The 17,446-nt window shown below is 61.9% G+C and carries 14 protein-coding genes; 7 read left to right on the forward strand and 7 right to left on the reverse strand.

Annotation, left to right across the window (positions count from 1 at the left end; genetic code table 11):
• Positions 1 to 85 precede the first annotated feature (85 nt).
• Positions 86 to 1,732, reverse strand: coding sequence for an APC family permease (locus C404_RS34940; RefSeq protein ID WP_021193369.1), 1,647 nt, complete (start codon positions 1,730 to 1,732; stop codon positions 86 to 88).
• Between the two features lie 374 nt (positions 1,733 to 2,106).
• On the opposite strand from C404_RS34940, the gene C404_RS34945 reads away from it, so the two are divergent.
• Positions 2,107 to 3,447, forward strand: a complete 1,341-nt coding sequence (locus C404_RS34945) for an MATE family efflux transporter (RefSeq protein WP_021193370.1) — start codon at positions 2,107 to 2,109, stop codon at positions 3,445 to 3,447.
• A gap of 296 nt (positions 3,448 to 3,743) precedes the next feature.
• Entirely contained in the window at positions 3,744 to 4,127 is a 384-nt protein-coding gene (locus C404_RS59085) for an immunity 22 family protein (protein ID WP_049286242.1), read from the forward strand.
• Between the two features lie 1,267 nt (positions 4,128 to 5,394).
• Here the strand turns inward: C404_RS59085 and C404_RS34950 are convergent.
• The gene (locus C404_RS34950; RefSeq protein WP_021193371.1) at positions 5,395 to 6,003 is read right to left on the reverse strand and encodes a helix-turn-helix domain-containing protein; all 609 of its coding nucleotides are present in this window, start codon (positions 6,001 to 6,003) and stop codon (positions 5,395 to 5,397) included.
• 87 nt (positions 6,004 to 6,090) lie between these two features.
• Here C404_RS34950 and kbl point away from each other — a divergent pair, with 87 nt between their 5' ends.
• From kbl to C404_RS34965, 3 genes are all read left to right on the forward strand, one after another.
• Positions 6,091 to 7,332, forward strand: a complete 1,242-nt coding sequence (kbl, locus tag C404_RS34955) for a glycine C-acetyltransferase (RefSeq protein ID WP_021193372.1) — start codon at positions 6,091 to 6,093, stop codon at positions 7,330 to 7,332.
• Positions 7,332 to 8,300: an NAD-dependent epimerase/dehydratase family protein gene (locus C404_RS34960; RefSeq protein ID WP_021193373.1), complete on the forward strand. Its 969-nt coding sequence runs from the start codon at positions 7,332 to 7,334 to the stop codon at positions 8,298 to 8,300. The genes kbl and C404_RS34960 overlap by 1 nt, the downstream gene beginning before the upstream one ends.
• Before the next feature lie 721 nt (positions 8,301 to 9,021).
• A complete protein-coding gene (locus tag C404_RS34965) occupies positions 9,022 to 9,948 on the forward strand; it encodes a response regulator transcription factor (protein ID WP_021193374.1) in 927 nt (308 codons plus the stop codon).
• Between the two features lie 182 nt (positions 9,949 to 10,130).
• On the opposite strand, the gene C404_RS34970 is transcribed toward C404_RS34965, so the two are convergent.
• A complete protein-coding gene (locus C404_RS34970) occupies positions 10,131 to 10,607 on the reverse strand; it encodes an SRPBCC family protein (RefSeq protein WP_021193375.1) in 477 nt (158 codons plus the stop codon).
• Positions 10,608 to 10,758: 151 nt separating this feature from the next.
• On the opposite strand from C404_RS34970, the gene C404_RS34975 reads away from it, so the two are divergent.
• Complete coding sequence (locus C404_RS34975) at positions 10,759 to 11,307, forward strand: GNAT family N-acetyltransferase (protein WP_021193376.1); 549 nt, start codon at positions 10,759 to 10,761, stop codon at positions 11,305 to 11,307.
• Between the two features lie 283 nt (positions 11,308 to 11,590).
• On the opposite strand, the gene C404_RS60945 is transcribed toward C404_RS34975, so the two are convergent.
• Entirely contained in the window at positions 11,591 to 12,076 is a 486-nt protein-coding gene (locus tag C404_RS60945) for a hypothetical protein (protein WP_021193377.1), read from the reverse strand.
• A gap of 151 nt (positions 12,077 to 12,227) precedes the next feature.
• Between C404_RS60945 and C404_RS34985 the strand changes: the two genes are divergently transcribed.
• Complete coding sequence (locus C404_RS34985) at positions 12,228 to 13,232, forward strand: Vgb family protein (RefSeq protein WP_021193378.1); 1,005 nt, start codon at positions 12,228 to 12,230, stop codon at positions 13,230 to 13,232.
• 29 nt (positions 13,233 to 13,261) lie between these two features.
• On the opposite strand, the gene C404_RS34990 is transcribed toward C404_RS34985, so the two are convergent.
• From C404_RS34990 to C404_RS35000, 3 genes are read right to left on the reverse strand one after another with little or no spacing between them, the layout of a single operon-like run.
• Positions 13,262 to 13,984: a prepilin peptidase gene (locus C404_RS34990; RefSeq protein WP_021193379.1), complete on the reverse strand. Its 723-nt coding sequence runs from the start codon at positions 13,982 to 13,984 to the stop codon at positions 13,262 to 13,264.
• Positions 13,985 to 14,029: 45 nt separating this feature from the next.
• Positions 14,030 to 15,586, reverse strand: coding sequence for a hypothetical protein (locus C404_RS34995; protein WP_160170166.1), 1,557 nt, complete (start codon positions 15,584 to 15,586; stop codon positions 14,030 to 14,032).
• An 18-nt stretch (positions 15,587 to 15,604) separates the two neighbouring features.
• Positions 15,605 to 17,329, reverse strand: a complete 1,725-nt coding sequence (locus C404_RS35000) for an Hsp70 family protein (RefSeq protein ID WP_021193381.1) — start codon at positions 17,327 to 17,329, stop codon at positions 15,605 to 15,607.
• Positions 17,330 to 17,446 lie beyond the last annotated feature (117 nt).

Consider the following 17,446-nt stretch of genomic DNA (forward strand, 5'->3'; position numbering starts at 1 on the left):
CGGTGCTGAATGAAGCCATCGTGAAATAAAAAACGCCCGCCGGCGAACCGGACGGGCGTTTTTTCTGAGGGTGGCGATGCTGGTATCAGACGCCTTGCGGTACGCCGCGCGGTGCGCGCTTGCCGCTTTGCGCCGGCGCGTCTTCATGCACGTGCTCGACTTCATCCAGATAACGGGTGTGCCAGCCGCTGCGCACACCCCAGTGGTAGAAGAACAGAGAGATCGCCGCCACGATGCCCATGTCCCAGCCGTACGGGATGTAGCCATGGCCGCCAAACTCCTTGCTGCCGCAGTACGACAGCGCGGCGATGGTGGGCAGGTAGGCGATCATCCACCAGGCGCCCTTGAGTTCCGTCTTGAAGTCGGGCCAGCCGGCCTTGGCCTGGTAGTAGAAATACACGGGCAGGGCCACCAACATCAGCACGATGATCTCGCCGGTGAGCGGCCACTTGGCCCAATACAGGATCAGCGATGCGCACACGAAGGCAAACGGTGCGATCAGCGACAGGCCTGCCAGGCGCAGCGGGCGGTGCAGACCCGGGGAGGTCTTGCGCAGCGACATCACGCTGATCGGGCCCGTCAGGTACGAGATGACGGTCGCCACCGAAATGACGGCTGCCAGCGCACCCCAGCCGCGGAAGAAGAACAGGAAGATGAACGACACGCCCAGGTTGAACCACATGGCCGGACGCGACACGCCAAACACCGGGTGCACGCGGCCGAAGATGGCCGGCATGGTGTTGTTGCGCTCCATCGCATAGATCATGCGCGTGGTGGTGGCCATGTACGTGCTGCCGGTGCCCGACGGGCTGACGAACGCATCGATGTACAGAACGATGGCCAGCCAGTTCAGGTTGAGCGCAATCGCCAGTTGGGCAAACGGTGAGTGGAAATCAATGCCGTGCCAGCCGCCCACCAGCGACTCCGGCGGTACCGCGCCCAGGAAGGCGATCTGAAGCGCCACGTAGATCACGGCCGCCAGCAGGATTGAGCCGATCACCGCAATGGGCACGTTGCGGCCCGGGTTGCGTGCCTCGCCCGCCAGGTTGATCGGGCTCTGGAAACCGTTGAAGGCGAACACGATGCCGCTGGTGGCAATGGCGGTCAGCACGGCGGACCAGCCATAGGGGGCGAAACCCTGTGCCGCGCCACTCGCGCCTTCGGTCATGCCGAAGTTGCTCGGGTGGAAACCTGCGCCAATGAGCGCCACAGCCGTCGCCGCCGGAATGATGAACTTGAAGATGGTGATGGCGTTGTTGGCCTTGGCAAACACCTTCACGCCCCAGTAGTTCAGCAGGAAGTACACGATCACCAGCACGGCAGAGAGCACCAGCCCCACCGGCGTCAGCTCGCCATGTTGGAACAGCCCCTGCGCCCACGGCCACGGCCACGAGCTCATGTACTGGATGGAGGCCTCGGCCTCAATGGGGATGACGGTGACGATGGCGATCCAGTTGGCCCAGGCCGCCACAAAGCCCACCAGCGAGCCGTGCGAGTAGCGCGCATAGCGCACCATGCCGCCGGACTCGGGGAACATCGCGCCCAGTTCGGCATACGTCAGGGCGATGGCCAGAATAACGATTGCGCCGATGACCCAGGTGAAGATGGCGGCAGGGCCTGCCACCTGTGCGGCGTGACCTGCACCGAACAGCCAGCCCGAACCGATGATCGAGCCCAAGCCGGTCAACATCAGGGGCCAGGCGCCAAGGTTGCGTTGTACGTTTTTTTCCAAGGGAGTCTCCACCCCGGCGAGTTCGGACGCTCGACAGGGCATCGCGGCTTGCTTAACAGTCCGCTTAGTTCTACCGAGGCGACGCTGTTTTGGCATCGCCCACCGTCCCATGTGATGGGTTTCACCAGCCTGGGACATGCGTGCACGGATTGACGCGTAGCACCAACCGTACCTGTCCGGTCGCGTTGAAAGGCGGGGGCACGGTGCCTGCCTTCCGGGGGGATTCGCGTATAGTCATCGGCGACGTTGTGCAGGGTGCCGCACTTGTCGCAAGATTGCCGGAACTCGCAATGGGGCGCAATCATAGCGAAATCGCCGGCGGTTGCACCTCTTTTTCATCCGATTTTCACTGTCCCTCCCCATTTTTTACCCCCATGGAGTCCTCATCCGTCACATCGGTTGCACCTGCTGCGCCTGTGCAGTGGCATCGGCGCGTGCTGACGCTGGCGTTTCCCATCGTGCTGGCCAACCTGACGCAGCCGATCCTGTCGGCGGTGGATACGGCCGTGGCGGGGCACTTGCCGGGGCCGGAATACATCGGCGGGGTGGCGCTGGGCGGGGTGTTCTTCAACTTTGTGTTCTGGGGCTTCGGCTTCCTGCGCATGGGCACCACGGGGCTGGTGTCGCAGGCGCATGGTGCGGGCGATGCACGTGCACTGCGGGCGAGCGTAGTGCGTGCCTTGCTGCTGGCACTGACCATTGGTGCGTTGTTGCTGGTGCTGCAGGGGCCGGCCATCCGCATCACGCTGACGCTGCTGGGGGCAAGTGACACCGTCACCCGCATGGCCGAGGTGTATTGCCATGCGCGTATCTGGTCAGCGCCGTTTGCGCTGGCCAACTATGTGGTGCTTGGTACCTTGCTCGGGCGCCAGCAGGTGCGGCGCGCGTTGCTGCTGCAGGTGCTCATCAACGCGGTCAATATGGCGGCGGTGCTGGGCCTGGTGCTGGGGGCGGGCATGGGTGTCGGTGGCATCGGTGCGGCGACAGCGCTGGCGGACATCGCCGGTTTTGCGCTGGGCATGTTGCTGCTGTGGTTGCAGCGGCCGCTGGGTTTGCCCCCGCTCACGCGCGCTGAACTGCTCGCGCGCGATGCCTGGCGCCGGCTGATGGGTTTGAACACCGACATCTTTCTGCGCACGCTGTGCCTGTTGGGCGCCTTTGGCTGGTTTGCCCACGGGGGCGCCAAGCAGGGCGACGTGGTGTTGGCTGCCAATGCGCTGCTGCTCAACTTCCTGACCTTCATGGCCTACGGGTTGGATGGCTTTGCGCATGCCGCCGAGGCACTGGTGGGCGCCGCACTGGGCGGGCGTGACCGCCATGCACTGCGCATGGCAATCCGCGTATCGACGTTCTGGTCCGTGCTGGGGGCGGGGCTATTTGCGGCGGTGTATGCGCTGGCGGGCTCGGCCATCATCGGTGTGCTGACCGATCAGCCGGCCGTGCGCGAAGCCGCGCGCCACTATCTGGTGTGGGCGGCGCTGCTGCCGATCGTGTCGGTGTGGGGCTTCCAGTTTGACGGCGTGTTCATCGGCGCCACGCGCACGCGTGAACTGCTGGTGACGATGGCCGTGGCCGCCGCTGCGTTCTGGGGGCTGTCGGTCACGTTGCAGCCACTGTGGGGTAACCACGGGCTGTGGGTGTCGATGCTGGGTTTTATGGCGCTGCGCGGGTTGATGCTTGGAGTATTGCTGCCGAGGGTGTGGCGGGCGGCCTAGGGTTCAAACGGAAAATGCTGCGCTTCGTACCGCTCGTGTTCAGATTCACTTAACTTTGAACTTTGTTCGTTTAACTCTGAACTCCCCGCGGCACACGCCCCTCGGTACGGTCGTGGGTAAGGAACACGGAAGTGCCAAACGGGGACGGCCGGGCAACCGGCAGAAAGCGAGGCAGAGGTCGGAACCGGGGCGCGATCGGCAGAACGGGGAGGATATTAGGCTCAGTTCGGCCAGGAAGCGGGCACCCAATAGGTCAAAGAACATAACATTCAGCTATCGCGAGGAACCAACTAATCATGCATAGAACAGAAATCTCTCATTTTTATCTTGGCCGGGTAGTTGATTCCTCACGATATACAAAATTTCTCGCAGAACACTACGGCGAGGATGAAGAACAACCAATTTCCGAATTTTACGGCTCTCAGGGTGAGTTCTTTTGTGACCACGATTTCATGGAAACTGGGCTGCGGGAGCCGGGCACTTCGCTGGAGGAATTCTTTGCTCCCCACTCGTACTCGGACAAATGGTCGGGGGCGCTATGTGAAGCGGCGCGCGCGGCCAATTTGGGAGATGCGAACGCGCTGATTTTCATAAATTGCGAACAGATAAAATCACCAAGGTCAGTGCATGGAGAAGGGTTCGAACTGGTCTACATCGGGATGTTCGAATATCCAATTTGAGCTTCTCGAAGTTAATTTTGCCCGATGCGACGCCTGCTGCTAGGCGACCGCTTTCGGCCATAAGCAGTCAGTGTCCAGTAAGCCGAATCCATCAGAAAACAGCTCCGCCGGTCTTCAATATTTGGAAGTGACACGTGTGAGTAGAATTTTCTAATGGCCGCAAGTAGAACTGCTTAACTTCGAAAATATCGTCGAAAAGCGAGAGAACATAATATCCCTCAATGCTGAGGATCGCTGATATTCTCCAGCGTCTATTATCGGTGGTGCTAATGTGGGCTTGCTCACGAAAGCAATCTCCATTGGCGTACTCCACGATACCCACAATCGTATTGTCGTCAATATAGTCAAGAAGACCGCAGCAGAACAGAATGCGAAAGGCTAAACCAATTATCCCCCCGCCCCGCGATTAGTCCTGAAGCGTAAGGCCCGTCGCACTTCCACTGGAGGGACAAGCGATTGTCAGCATCACATTGGTAACGCGCCACACGAAGAACGTCCGCAGTCTCGGCGCTTAGCACTCGCTCAAAAACCGCGTGCCTGGGCGCCATATTCTCGCAAGTTCGAAGTGCGCACCCCGTAAGCTTGCTATTGACCGTATATTTATCAGCGTCGATGCCAACTGAGGAGCGGAACTCCTTCTGGGCTGCAGCGAGATCCTCTGGCAGCAAAATACCCGCGTGTGCCTGTTTAGTCAGTAAGACGCCGATAGCCATCCCGCAAAGCAGCTGGCGGATTAGTCGATGTGTTCGCATGATCACAGACACTACCAGCCTCGATAGGCTACTTGCTATCCGCATGGTTGGAATTTGTTGCCAATATGCGACTGCCAACTAAATCGAAGCAGATTGAGTCGCGTGGATTGTCAACATTCTGTCGTTCCGCTCTGTGAGTTGCGCTGATGTCCGCTTCCGGAGTAACCGAACTTCCCCAACGGGTCGATCACGGCCGGCCCGTGCTATTTCTGACGTTGGAAACGTAGCCGGAAAGTTCAGAGTTAAGAGAACCAAAACTCGGATAGTTCAACGTTAAGTGAACCAGCGATTCAGACTTAATTGAGCGCGGTCTTTGGAAAGCACGGCGCTCGCTGATGCGAGATTCAGCGTTGAGTGAATCTCAACAGTTCGATCGGCCCGGTCATGATTCCGAGGCGATTTCCATCTGTCGTGCCTGGCTTAGCGGCAGCATCGACGAGTTTCGACACGATGGCGAGCGCCTCGTTGTAATCGTCTTCAGTCTGTAGCAGTTGCGTGTCCGTTGTTTGCGTTCACTACTGCGCACACTCCACCACCAGCAACGCCGTCGCCACCGTCTTCCCCGCATTCGAAATCGCGTGCTGCACGTCCGCCGGGTAGCGCGCAGATTCTCCGTGCCGTACCTTTTTCTCGCTCGACCCGGATTGCACCGTCAGCGTGCCGCTGAGCACCGACAGGTGCTCCTTCGTCCCCACCTCATGCGGTTCTGACGCCAGCACACCGCCTGGCTGGATCGACAGCTCATACCACTCAAAACGCGCCGCCAGGTCCACCGGCCCAAGAATCTTCAATTCGCACTTGCCATCCGGGCTTTTGATGACTGGGATGGAGTGAGCCGGGATGACCGTGACGGACGGCGCTGCATCCGCTGCACCTTCGGGCGAGAGGAAATCTGCCAGCCCCACACCCAGCGCGGTTGCCAAGCGCCACAGCACGGCCACGGTTGGGTTGGCGAGGTTGCGCTCGACCTGCGAGAGCATCGATTTGGACACGCCGGCGCGGCGCGAGAGTTCGTCCAGCGATAGCTTGCGTGCCTGACGCAGCACTTGCAGCTTGGCGCCAACGGCGGGCGGGCCTTCGGCAAGCCCTTCATCGAACGGACGGGTGGCAGGGGCTTGTGCCATCGGTTGGTATCTTGTAAATTGAACAAATTATTCGATATATCGAACTTGTTCGATTTATCGATCAACGCAGTCTACAGGAGGAGCACCATGGGGACAACGGCAGCGAATGCTTCCAACAACGCTTCGACGGGGGCTTCGATCGAAGCTTTCTACGCCAACATCCGCCACGAGTTGGAAGCCATTGAAGAGGCCGGTCTGTACAAGACCGAGCGCATCATCACCTCGCCGCAGGGCAGCGTGATCCATACGGCTGACGGCAAGGAGGTCATCAACCTCTGTGCCAACAACTACCTGGGTCTGTCGTCGCACCCCGAGGTGCTGAAGGCCGCGCATGAAGCGCTGGACTCGCACGGCTTTGGCCTCAGCTCCGTGCGCTTCATCTGTGGCACGCAGGATCTGCACAAGACGCTGGAAGCGCGGCTGGCCAAGTTTCTCGGCACGGAAGACACCATCCTCTACGGCTCGGCGTTCGATGCCAATGGCGGGTTGTTTGAGACGCTGCTTGGCGCGGAAGACGCCGTCATCAGCGATGAGCTGAACCACGCGTCCATCATCGATGGCATCCGCCTGTGCAAGGCACAGCGCTATCGCTACAAGCACAACGATCTGGATGACCTGCGCGCGCAACTGAAAGCCGCGGATGCAGCCGGCGCGCGCTTCAAGCTGGTCTTTACCGATGGCGTGTTCTCGATGGACGGCACCATCGCGCGCCTCGATGAAATTCGCGCCATTTGCGATGAGTTTGGCGCGCTGCTGGGCATTGATGAGTGCCACGCCACGGGCTTCCTGGGCAAGCGCGGGCGCGGCTCGCACGAGCACCGCGGCGTGTTCGGCAAGATCGACATCATTACCGGCACGCTGGGCAAGGGCCTGGGCGGCGCATCGGGCGGTTTCACCAGCGCGCGCAAGGAAGTGGTGGCGCTGCTGCGCCAGCGCTCGCGGCCGTATCTGTTCTCGAACACCGTGGCACCGGCCATTGTTGGCGCCAGCATTAAGGTGCTCGACTTGCTGGAAGCCGATACATCCCTGCGCGACAAGCTGGAAGACAGCGCACTGTACTTCCGCCGCAAGATCGTTGAACTTGGTTTTGACATCAAGCCGGGCGACCACCCCATCGTGCCGATCATGGTGTACGACGCGCCCAAGGCGCAGGCGCTGTCCAAACGCCTGCTGGAGCTGGGTGTGTATGTGATCGGCTTCTTCTACCCGGTGGTGCCCAAGGGGCAGGCGCGTATCCGCGTGCAGATCAGCGCAGTGCACGAGCGTGAGCAGCTCGATGCGGCACTCAAGGCGTTCGAAACCGCCGGCAAGGAACTGGGGATCATCTGATGAGCAGCAGTACTAGCACTGGCACCGCGCCGCGCATTCTCATCATCGGCGCCAACGGGCAATTGGGGACGGAGCTGGCGGCGGCGCTGGCCGAGCGTTACGGCACCGGCAACGTGGTGACGAGCGACATGGTGCCCAAGGGCCGCCATCCGCAGATCCGCCATGAAATGCTCGACGTGACCGATCGCGGGCAGTTGCGCGAGATCATCGAGCGCCACGGCATCACGCAGATCTATCACCTGGCGGCAGCGCTCTCGGCAGCGGCGGAGCAATCGCCCACGTGGGGCTGGCAGCTCAACATGAACGGCCTGCTGAACGTGCTGGAGGCCGCGCGCCAGCACAATATCGAGCGCATCTTCTGGCCGAGTTCGATTGCGGCATTTGGGCCCACCACGCCGGCCGACAACACGCCGCAGAGCACGATCATGGAGCCCAAGACGGTCTATGGCATCTCCAAGCTGGCGGGCGAGGGCTGGTGCCGCTGGTACTTCGAGCACCACGGTATCGACGTGCGCAGCCTGCGCTATCCGGGGCTGATCTCGTACAAGACCGCGCCGGGCGGCGGTACGACCGATTACGCCATCGACATCTTCCATTCCGCCGTGAAGGGCGAACGCTACACGTGCTTTCTGGAGAGCGACGAAGCGCTGCCCATGATGTACATGCCCGATGCCGTGCGCGCCACGATCGAACTCATGGAAGCACCGGCCGAGCACATTACCGAACGCGGCAGTTACAACCTGGCGGGGGTAAGCTTTACGCCGGCAGAACTGGCGGCGGAAATTCGCCGGCATCATCCGGCGTTTGAAGTGGCGTACGCGCCGGATTTCCGTCAGGCGATTGCCGCAAGCTGGCCCAATTCGATTGACGATTCGGTCGCCCGGCGCGACTGGGGCTGGAAGCCCGAGTACGGCGTGGCGGAAATGACGACCGACATGCTGAAGAACCTCGCGCACCTGGCGCATTGAGCACCTGCCCGGCAGTCGGCGGAAATAGAGCCGATGTGCAGGGCTGCTCCCAGTATCGGCCGGACAGGTTGTGCCAACCATGCGGCATGCCCTGTCCGCCGCACCCTCTTCGTGATGCGGCGTAAGCGCCTGAGCGGCGCTGCATCCGTCACCTCCGCATTGCTTGCAGCACATGTTTCCGTGACCCAGCGGCGCCGGCCTCTCTTGCCTGGTAAGTTTTAAAACAGGTTGTAAAAACGTTCAGTTATCGACCAACGGCACGAGCGTGCATTCGCCACGCGTCCTGAAGTCGTCACCATCCGGTGACAAAATCGGGTGCGTGCGCGGCAGTGCAGCAAACGGTGCTGCAGGCCATTGAGCCTTTGCTACAGCAGGTTTCAACCACCTTCCGACCGGTCGGTTTTGTGCCAAGTGTGTAAGCAGATGTTGCATTGCACGGTTCTGGCCCGATGCTTGCTCCAATGTCGTGCGGTCACGCTGCGTGAGCAAGCGCTTTGCGCCTCACGCACACAACGTTCTTCCAAATAAGCGGATCCGGAGCAATCCACGGCATTCGCACTTCGCTTCTCCACTGCTGGCGCTCTCGCACTTCGCCGGTGGCAGGGCGCTTCTTTCGGACGGGCCCGGGGTTTCAACGGTCGACTACGCGCACGTGCACGCCTGCCGCGGCAGGCTCGGTATGCGCGCGACCGGAATCGCTTCACCAGAAAACGAGGAAACCATGAAAGCAGTCCTGCTGGAGAATCATCCGTTGCTGCGAGCCGGACTTGGCGCACTGCTCAAGCATCCCACCCTGGGCCTGGAAGTCGTTGCCCCCGTATTGCCGGTTGGCGAGCCGGGCGACGTGCATGCCGTTGATACGCGTGCCGACCTGCTCGTCATCGGCCTGGACGAAGCTGATGGCCCTGTCGACACGGCCCAACTGCGTGAAGCCATTGCTTGCAGCGAGGCCAGCCGCGTGGTTCTGCTCGCGGCCCGCCTGTCGGCAGAAGAGGCGCACGTTGCGATGACGTGCGGGGTGGATGCCTATGCCGCCAAATCACAGCCGCCTGAAGTGCTGCTGGCCACGCTGCAGCTGGTGCTGGCGGGTGGGCAGTCGTATCCGGCATTGATGCCACGCCCGGCCGCCACGGCCGTCACCATGCTCGCGCTTGATGCGTCGGAAGCCGCGCAGCGGTTGAATGTGTCGCTGCGCCAGTACGAGGTGCTGGTGCTCCTGTCGCGTGGGCATTCGGTCAAGGGTGTTGGCCGCCTGCTCGGCATTTCGGAAGCCACCGTCAAAACGCACGCGTGCACGCTGTATCGCCGCCTCAATGTGCGCAACAAGAGCGAGGCCGTGTACGCGGCTATGCGCCTGGGCATTCCGCTGGAGCTGCAAGGCAGTGCCATGGCGCAGGGTGAAACCACTGCCGCCGTGCAGGAGAGCGCCGCCGTGTTTGTCCAGACCGCTGCCGGCCCGTCGCGCGCGTCTGCGTCCACCTCGATGTCTGCTACCGATGCTGTGATGAGCGCGCCCCGCGTTGCGGTGGCCGACCACGGTGCGGAATCGCGGTGGGCGGCCATGACACGCGCCTTTGGCGGCGTGACACCCGCCAAATCACCACGCCCGCCCGTGCGTACCGCCAACGGCACAGCCCGTCTGGGCTGACGCGCTCAGGTCTCCTGGGTCCGATCCCCACATCACGCGGTTGACCGCGTTGAGCGCATCGACGTGCTGTACGGCTTCTGGCGTCGGGCAACATCGTTGCGGACGAAGACTGATCGCTTGAACCGGCAGACGGCCATGGCGCGCCTTTCCCTGGAAGGCGTGCGTCTTTTATCGCATGTCATTCACGCTTGTTGAGGCTGGGCGCTCTTGGGCGGATAGGCCTCCTCCAGCGCAATGGCGCCCGTCTCCAGCAGCGACTTCAGGTTGGAAAGGATCTTCGGCCAACCACCCGACACGGCTTCGATCAGCTTCGAAGGTGCACGCTCAATGGTGTGCGTAATCGTCAGCTTGACTGCCGTGCTGCTGGGCTCCAGTTCCATCGTGCAGAGCGACGGGCCCTCGGCCTTGAGTTCGGGTTTGGTCTGGTGCTGCCAGCGGATCACCAGACGGCGGGGTGGGTCGGCCTCCATGATCTCGCCGTCGTCGAAGACCACACCGTCGCCGGATATCAGCGCCCACGAAGCGCCCGCCGTCCATTCGCTTTCACAGCGCATGCCGAACCAGTACTGCTTTATGGATTCAGCATCGGTCAGGGCGTGCCACAGCCTCTCAGGTGTCGTGCGGATATAGGTCACATAGGCAAAGGTCGACTGCGGCATGGGCGTTCTCCCGTTGTTGTTTCAGCATAGAACGCGCGACTACGCACGAAAACCGGGGTGGCGCGTTGCGTCGCCCACGTTATGAGTTCCAGTTTAATGGATGCGAAATCCAGTATGATGGAAATCATCGAACCGCTGCACCGGAGCTTGCATGACTTCCCCCGCACCCCATGACGACATCCGCCTGATCGACTGCACCGAGGCCGAGCATGCGTCAGCCATTCTTGAAATCCTGAACGAGGCCATCGTCAACTCCACCGCGCTGTACGACTACGTGCCGCGCCCGCCGCAAGCCATGGAGACCTGGTTTGCTGCCAAGCGCGCGGGTGGCTTTCCGGTGGTGGGCGCGGTCGATGCCGCGGGCAAGCTGCTGGGCTTTGCGAGCTGGGGCACGTTCCGCGCGTTTCCCGCCTACAAGTACACGGTGGAGCACAGCGTGTACGTGCATCACGCATGCCGTGGCCGCAAGCTTGGCGAGCGGTTGCTGCGCGAACTGATCCGCCGCGCAAAAGAAAAGCAGGTGCACGTGCTGGTGGGCTGCATTGATGCGGCCAATGGGGCGAGCATCGGCCTGCACACCCGCCTGGGGTTCGTGCACGCGGGCACCGTCAAAGAAGCCGGCTTCAAATTCGGCCGCTGGCTGGATGCCGCGTTCTATCAATTGAATCTGCAAATGCCTGAGCAACCGGTCGACGGTTGATTGCTGCACCAGCAACAAGACGCAGATCAGCCTTCAGATGCCTTAGCGCAAAAAGACTAGGGCACACACACAAGGCCAGCGCAATCGTTGTCACCCGTTCGCGCGTTTTGAGGGCAAACGTATGTCGCCCGGCAAGGCGCGTAAACGTGTGAACGATCGTGCAGCGCATCACGCAGACGTGGTGAGCGGGCGCCTTGATTGGTCGTTCACGCACGCCTATGCTTGGTTCTCCTGCAGGCCGGCACAGCACGCGCGCGCTCATCTTCATCGGCTCTTGCAGTGCTCATGGTGTCAGTGAATCAAGCCTATCGTCACGGCGGCCCTTCCGTGACCGACAACCACGATGGAGTCGACTGTGCTGAGTCCCCATGAATTTGCCGTCCTGCTTCTCGTCAACGATGGTGCCGAGCCCGATGAACTTGATCGTGCCGATGTCGAGGCGCTGATCGAGCGGCAGCTCGTCACGCTGGAGCATCGTGGCCCCGACCGTTGCTACGCGCGGGTGACCCTTCAGGGGTATGTCTTCCTCAAAGCTTCGGGCCTTGTTCGCGCCAGCGGGCGAAGGTTGGCCACCGCCACTGCGCATTGAACGCACGGCTTCGCGCACGAACGTTTCCTCATTCCTGATGTGCAGCCAATACGGCATCCGGCCGTGACCGTTGCCATTTGCGGCCTCGATCGTGCGCGGTGTGCGGATCACCGCTGTCCATAGGCCGCCAAGGATCACGAGCGCGAAATGCGCGATGAAATGCGCGAGCACGTGGAGCATTGATCCACTCACGCGATGACAACACCAAGCGGCCCATGTGGTGCATCTACATGGGCCTTTTTGCTGTGCTGAGGCGGGCGAATATGGGTTGGGGTCGCGACGGTATCGGTGCAACACTGAAGCAGTTGGTGTGCCTCGCACGGAGGCGGACATGTTGAAGATCGGTCGAAGTGTGGGCATGGCAGCACTGATGTCCATTGCGCTTGCCATCGGCACGGCGCAGGCACAGTCACCGCAATCGTCATCGTATGAAGGCGTTGCCGTGCCGATTGGCAGTGCACCGCACGACGTTGCGCCATCCCCCGACGGCACCGTGTGGTACACCGCACAGGCGCAAGCCGCGGTGGGCCGGTTGGACCCACGCAGCGGCAAGGCGGATCGTGTTGCGTTGGGCACCGGTTCAGCGCCGCATGGCGTGATCGTCGGCCCCGACCTGGCCGCGTGGGTGACCGACGGCGGCCTCAATGCCATCGTGCGCGTTGACCCGAAAACGCTCGCCGTCACGCGTTTTCCGCTGCCGAAGAACCGGGCGGGCGCCAACCTGAATACCGCCGTTTTCGACAAGCAGGGGCACCTGTGGTTTACCGGACAGAGCGGCATCTACGGCGAGCTGGACCCCGCCAGCGGAAAGATGCGCGTGTTCGATGCGCCGCGCGGCCCCGGTGCCTACGGCATCTGCGTCACCCCAAACGGCAACCTGTACTTTGCATCACTGGCCAGTAGCTACCTGGGCCACATCGATCGTGAGAGCGGCGCCGCGCAGGTCATTGAGCCGCCAACGCCAAAACAGGGCGCACGCCGCGTCTGGGCGGATTCAAAAGGGCGCGTCTGGATCAGCGAGTGGAATGCGGGAAAGGTCGGTGTGTTCGATCCGGCAACCCGTCAATGGCGCGAATGGAAATTGCCCGGTGAAGACCCACACGCCTATGCCATCTTTGTCGACGACAAGGACATCGTTTGGCTCAGCGAGTGGACCGCCAACGCACTGGTGCGCTTTGACCCCCGCACCGAGACGTTTGACGTGTTGCCGATGCCCCGGCCGCATGCGCGCGTGCGTCATATGATGGGGCGACCGGGTGAGCTGTGGCTGTCGGAATCCGGCACTGATCATTTGCTGCGCTATCAGACGAACGCAGCAGGGGCGAGCGGGAACTGAAGGTGCAGTGCTGCCGCGGGGATGATCCGCTACAGCAGCCGGATTCCGGCAGCAGCCACAATCGACGCCAGAACATGTGCGGGTGCCATCGGAGCCGGCTTATCAGGGGGCAGGCGCAGAAAGATGCGAATGGTCCCCCAGAGAAGCAGCGTGCCGGCCAGCACGATCAGCAAGGTTGGGACGGCGCTGATGCCGAACCAGGCTCCCGCCATTGCAAGACATTTGGCATCTGCCCCGCCCAGAGAGAGCTCTCTCCCCCTGCGCAACTGGATCAGTGCGCCAAAGGCTGTTGCCACCACGTATGCCGCCGCTGCTCCAAATACAGCCTGCGCGCTGCTGCCGAAATAGGCGTGCTGCAGTAATCCGGCCCACAGCACCGGCAAGACCACGAAGTTGGGCAGTAAGTGGTGCTTGATGCCGGTGATAGCAAGCATCACGAGTGCAAAGCCGTAGAAGCACAAGAGCAGGCTGTCGACGGACACGCCCTGCCGGATCAAGATGGCGGCTGTCACCACGGGCGCAACCACCAGGATGATCAGCTTGCCGCGCAGTGTCAGTACGTACGGCGATATGGTGGCAGCACGTTCAAACTCGTGCATGTAGTACTCGACTTCCAGGCGCCAATGCGCTTCTTCACGGCGCGGCAAGACCTGGATCAGGTAAATCATCGCTGCTGCGGCGCCAAGGCCGACGATTGCGGCAAGTACCGCCGTGGAGAGAATGTCAGGCATCACGCGTTCTATGAAATGCATGGGTTGCTGCGCGCTTTCAGGAAAACCGCACGATGTGCGCGGTGGTCACTCCACGTCGGCCGATGCACCGGTCGCAGTGGACTCCTTGAAGACACCCTGCTGGTGCACCGCAGGAGCCGATGGAGGCTGGTTCGGCTTGTCACCACGCAGATAGAGATGGTCGATGTCGGCCTGGAGCTTTTTGTTGTTCGCGGCCAAGCGTGCCTTCTCGCGGCGCAATGCTTGCTGGACGGATACGTCACTCATCATCGACATCGGCCAATGCCGCTTCGCAACGCAGGCGACGATCTGACGATCGAATGCCGGGCCTGGGTTCGCACTCTGGTAAGGCGTGTCAAGGTCATAGACCTGCGTGATTCGGAAGACCTCGTCGCAGACTTCGGGGCTCGGTGCTTTCTTGACGAGCGCCGCAACGGCTTTTTGTGAGAGCGGTGGCGGCGGTTGCCGACCATGGCGCGGGTCGACCGGGTCTGAGCGGAATGCCTGCGTTGGTGGAGGCACGGGCATCGGATCGGTTGGTGCCAGGAGCTTGTTGGCGATGGTGCTCTGCCCCGAAGACACGGTTGGCTGTGGCCCCGAGCCATTGCTGAGGAGGCGAGCACCATTCACCAGGATGACAAGCAGCAGCACCATCCACCAGCCACTCCTGCGTGATCCGGTGGAGGTTGGGTGCTGTGGCAGTTGCCCCAGGGGTACTTGCTTGCCGCGCTTGCTAGGCGGCAACGCGGCATACAGTTCTCGCCAACGCGGCAATTGGCTGACGTCGGTGATGATGCCCAGCCACGTTGGAAAATTCCTAACCGTGTTTTCCAGCAGTAGGAAAGAGTCCTGCAGCTCCCGACGGTTCGGCTCCGACGGATTGCGCAAGCGCTGGATGAGCGCGCGTTGCTGAGCGCGATCCTTCGGCGGCAGGCGATCGAACAGCGCGCGCTCCTGCAAAGCACGGTCGAGCACGAAGCCAATGTTTCCGAAGCTCTGCAGGTGCCGGCGGTCTTCGTTCCAGCGGAACACATTGGTTGCCGCGACGAGCAGCGCTTCATGACCGGGCTTCCACCCCTGTGTGAGCAGGGCCGCGAACTTGTACTCGAACAGCTCCCGCGCGGTCATGCTGATTAACGCGTCGCCGGCCATGATCTTTTCGAGTGCGGCCTGCCACGTGTGGTAGTCCGGCATGGTCTTCGGGTTGGCCGCGGCTGCCTTGAATGTATCCATGAAGCCGGCAAACGCGGTGTTGGCATGCGCTGCGGCGTCGTCTTGCTGTGTCGGCACCGGCACGGGCGCTGCTGCTGGAGGCGGCGAGGTCGCCTCCACGCGTAGCTTGGGGATCGCCACGTTCGGCGGCGCAAAGGATGCCGTGGGCGCCGGGCTTGGCGCCGCGTCGGCTTCGTCCTCGTCCTCTGCGTCAAGGTCTTGTTCCGGCGCTGATCTGCTGGGCTGTCGCGCCCACATCAGCGCCGCATCGTAAGCGGCGCGCAGAGCCTGAAAGCCCGCCGGGTCGGCTTCCTGGTCGATCTTCTTGAGCTTCTGGGCGTACGCGCGCCGTATTGCGCGCTCGTCCGCCGAGGTATCGAGTTCGAGTTGCTGCAGAAAGCGCGGCACCATGATCATTCCGGTCACGAATCAGGCTTGGGGTTCTGGCTGCGGGAAGACGCGGATCTGGCGCTCGACGTGCTCCACCAGTTCGTCGAATTTCTGTCGATCAGCCTGAATGCGGTGCAGCTCCTGCGATGCCAGTGACGCTTCGAACAGCCGGATCTGGGCGCCGAACCATTCACGCTCCTTACCGCGCAACTGCTGATACAACCGTTCCGCGCGCGCCATCAGCGTGCGGTTCTCCATTTGGTCACGCGGATGGATCTTGAGCGTCGACAGCGCGGCGAGCTTCTCTGCGATCTCCTCTTCAGACAACAGGCCTGGGTTGTCTTCGATGATGAGGCTCACGGTTTCCTGCGTCTTCTGCACCGTGGCTTCGACCTGCAGCAGGCCATTGACGTCATAGGTGAAGCGCACGTCGACGGCACACTGGGCGCGCGGGAGGTCCGGTAAGGGCACTTTCAATGTGCCCAGCTGAATGTTCTCGGTCACGAGACGGGCTTCGCCTTGATAGACGTGCAGATCCACTGCGCGTTGCTGTTCGCGGATCGGGCTGTAGGTCTTCACCCGGCTGATCGGCACCGGGCTATTGCGCTCGATGATCGGGTCAAAGTGGCCATCGGTATAAGAGCCGTCAGGGAGCTGCATGGCCACGGCGACGCCGAGCGAGTAGGGCGCGACGTCTGTCATGACGACATCATCCAGCGCGGCATCCTTCATCTTCAGGCCGGCCTGTACGGCAGCCCCCAACGCCACCACCTCATCCGGATTGATTTCGCACTCCGGAAAGCGCCCGAACATGCGGGCGACCATGCGCCGGACCACTGGCATGCGCGTGGCACCGCCCGCCAACACGATCTTGTCCAGATCCGTACCGCGCAGGTTGGCGTCGCGCAGGGCGCGTTCCACCGGCGCACGCAGCCGCTGCAGTAGCGGTGCGCAGATCTGTTCGAACGTGGCTTCATCCAGTTCCAGCGTGTACGTATCGCTGTTGTGAGCGACCTCGATCGTGGCCGCAGGCTGTTCCGACAGCGCGCGTTTGGCTGCTTCGACCTGCGCGGTGAGCCGTTGCATGAATGCGGCATCGGTCTTGAGCTTGGCCGGTGCCTTGGCTTGGTCGAAGAAGCGGTCGATGATGCAGGCGACAAAGTCTTCGCCACCGAGGAAGTTGTCGCCGGCAGACGCCCGGACTTCCATGACGCCCTCGAACATGTCGAGCACCGACACGTCGAACGTACCGCCGCCCAGGTCGAATACAAGGAAGCGGGTCTCGGCGCCAAGCTGATGAATGCCGTAGGCCAGGGCTGCCGCAGTGGGTTCGTTCAGCAGCCGATCGACTTTCAGGCCTGCCATGACACCCGCTGCGCGCGTGGCCTTGCGCTGCGCATCGGAGAAATAGGCGGGAACAGTGATGATGGCTTCGGTGATCGGCTGGCCCAGCGCGGCTTCCACGTCTTCTTTGAGCGAACGCAGTACCAATGCCGAAAGCTCTTCCGCACGGAACTCGCGCTTGCCAAGGCGAATGGTGCGCTCGCTACCCATGAAGCGCTTGAACACGGCGGCGGTCTTGTCTGGATGTGTTTGCAGCCGCTCGCGCGCCGCGCGCCCGACCAGGATGGTGCCGTCTTCGTCCAGGCTCACACAGGAGGGTGTGAGGAATTCCCCGAGGCTGTTCGGAATCAGGCGTGGTCGCCCATCTTCCCAAACGGCCGCCAGGCTGTTTGTCGTTCCCAGATCAATGCCGATGATCATCCCGCCCCCAACAACTTTGATGCGGCCTTCAGGCCACTTGTGATTTCTGTCGGATGCGTAACGTGAATCGCAGGGGCCTGTCTGTCATGCCGCCAATGCGGCGACCGACATAGCATC

This window comes from Ralstonia sp. AU12-08 (genome assembly GCF_000442475.1).
In the GTDB taxonomy this organism is placed as follows: Bacteria; Pseudomonadota; Gammaproteobacteria; order Burkholderiales; family Burkholderiaceae; genus Ralstonia; species Ralstonia insidiosa.